Below are 888 nucleotides of genomic sequence, written 5' to 3' on the forward strand. Positions count from 1 at the left end.
ATAGGGCATCCTTCCATTCCTTCGAAAGGATCACACCATCAAACCGTGGGATCAAACACGTTGCAGGACAAGGGGATACGCGCCTGTATCCCCGGCCGAAAGCAGCGCAAGACGCCAGTCAAATATGACAAGCGCCGCTACAAGCGGCGCAACCGGATCGAGATCATGTTCGGCAGGCTCAAGGATTGGAGGCGCGTCGCGACCCGATACGACCGCTGCCCCAAGGTGTTCCTCTCGGCCATCGCTCTCGCCGCAACCGTCATCTACTGGTTATGAATCCTGACCCTAAGAACAGCTCTGCATGAGCTGACCTATTGGAGTGGCTGTGATGCTGGGACCGTCCCGCGACGGTATCTTTGTTGCAAGATGGGTCTGTAACGACCCACTACGGAGAACCGTCAAGACGGCCATTATCACAGTCAGGTGCGATCTGGCCAAGAATGTGTTCTAGGTCCATGTGGTCAACGCCGAAGGCCGGGCGGTTCTGCGTAAGGGGCTGAGATAAAAATGTTTTTGTATTCCTCCGACGACTGCCAGCCTACTTTATCGCGATGGAAACCTGTGATGGCGCTCAATTCTGAGGACCTAAGATCGGGAAGATCAAGCCTAAGGGGCGACGGATCCCGCCCGCCGACGTTGAGCCTTTTATGAAGCGCCAGAAGAAAGACATGGCTGATGCCGAAGCACTCTCCGAGGCGGCGCAGCAACCGACGATGCGCTTCGTGCCCATGAAGAGCGTCGAGACCCAGGACGCGGCAATGATCTTTCGAGGGAGTTAGCTTCTGATCCGGCAGAGGACATAGGCGATCAACGCTCTGCACAGTCACCCAAGAGAGTGTCAGATCTTCTGTGTATGAGTGATCCGGTCCATGCTTCTTCGAAAGGAAG

1 protein-coding gene and 1 pseudogene are annotated in these 888 nt (G+C 55.7%); both read left to right on the forward strand.

The window, feature by feature from the left end:
* The coding region (locus IE266_RS26755; RefSeq protein ID WP_229864560.1) for a transposase at nucleotides 1-276 on the forward strand (276 nt) is incomplete at its 5' end.
* Between the two features lie 181 nt (nucleotides 277-457).
* A pseudogene (locus IE266_RS27140) lies at nucleotides 458-776 on the forward strand (IS110 family transposase); the annotation flags it as partial.
* Nucleotides 777-888 lie beyond the last annotated feature (112 nt).

The sequence above is a fragment of the Seohaeicola zhoushanensis genome (genome assembly GCF_014656415.1).
Classification (GTDB): Bacteria; Pseudomonadota; Alphaproteobacteria; order Rhodobacterales; family Rhodobacteraceae; genus Seohaeicola_A; species Seohaeicola_A zhoushanensis.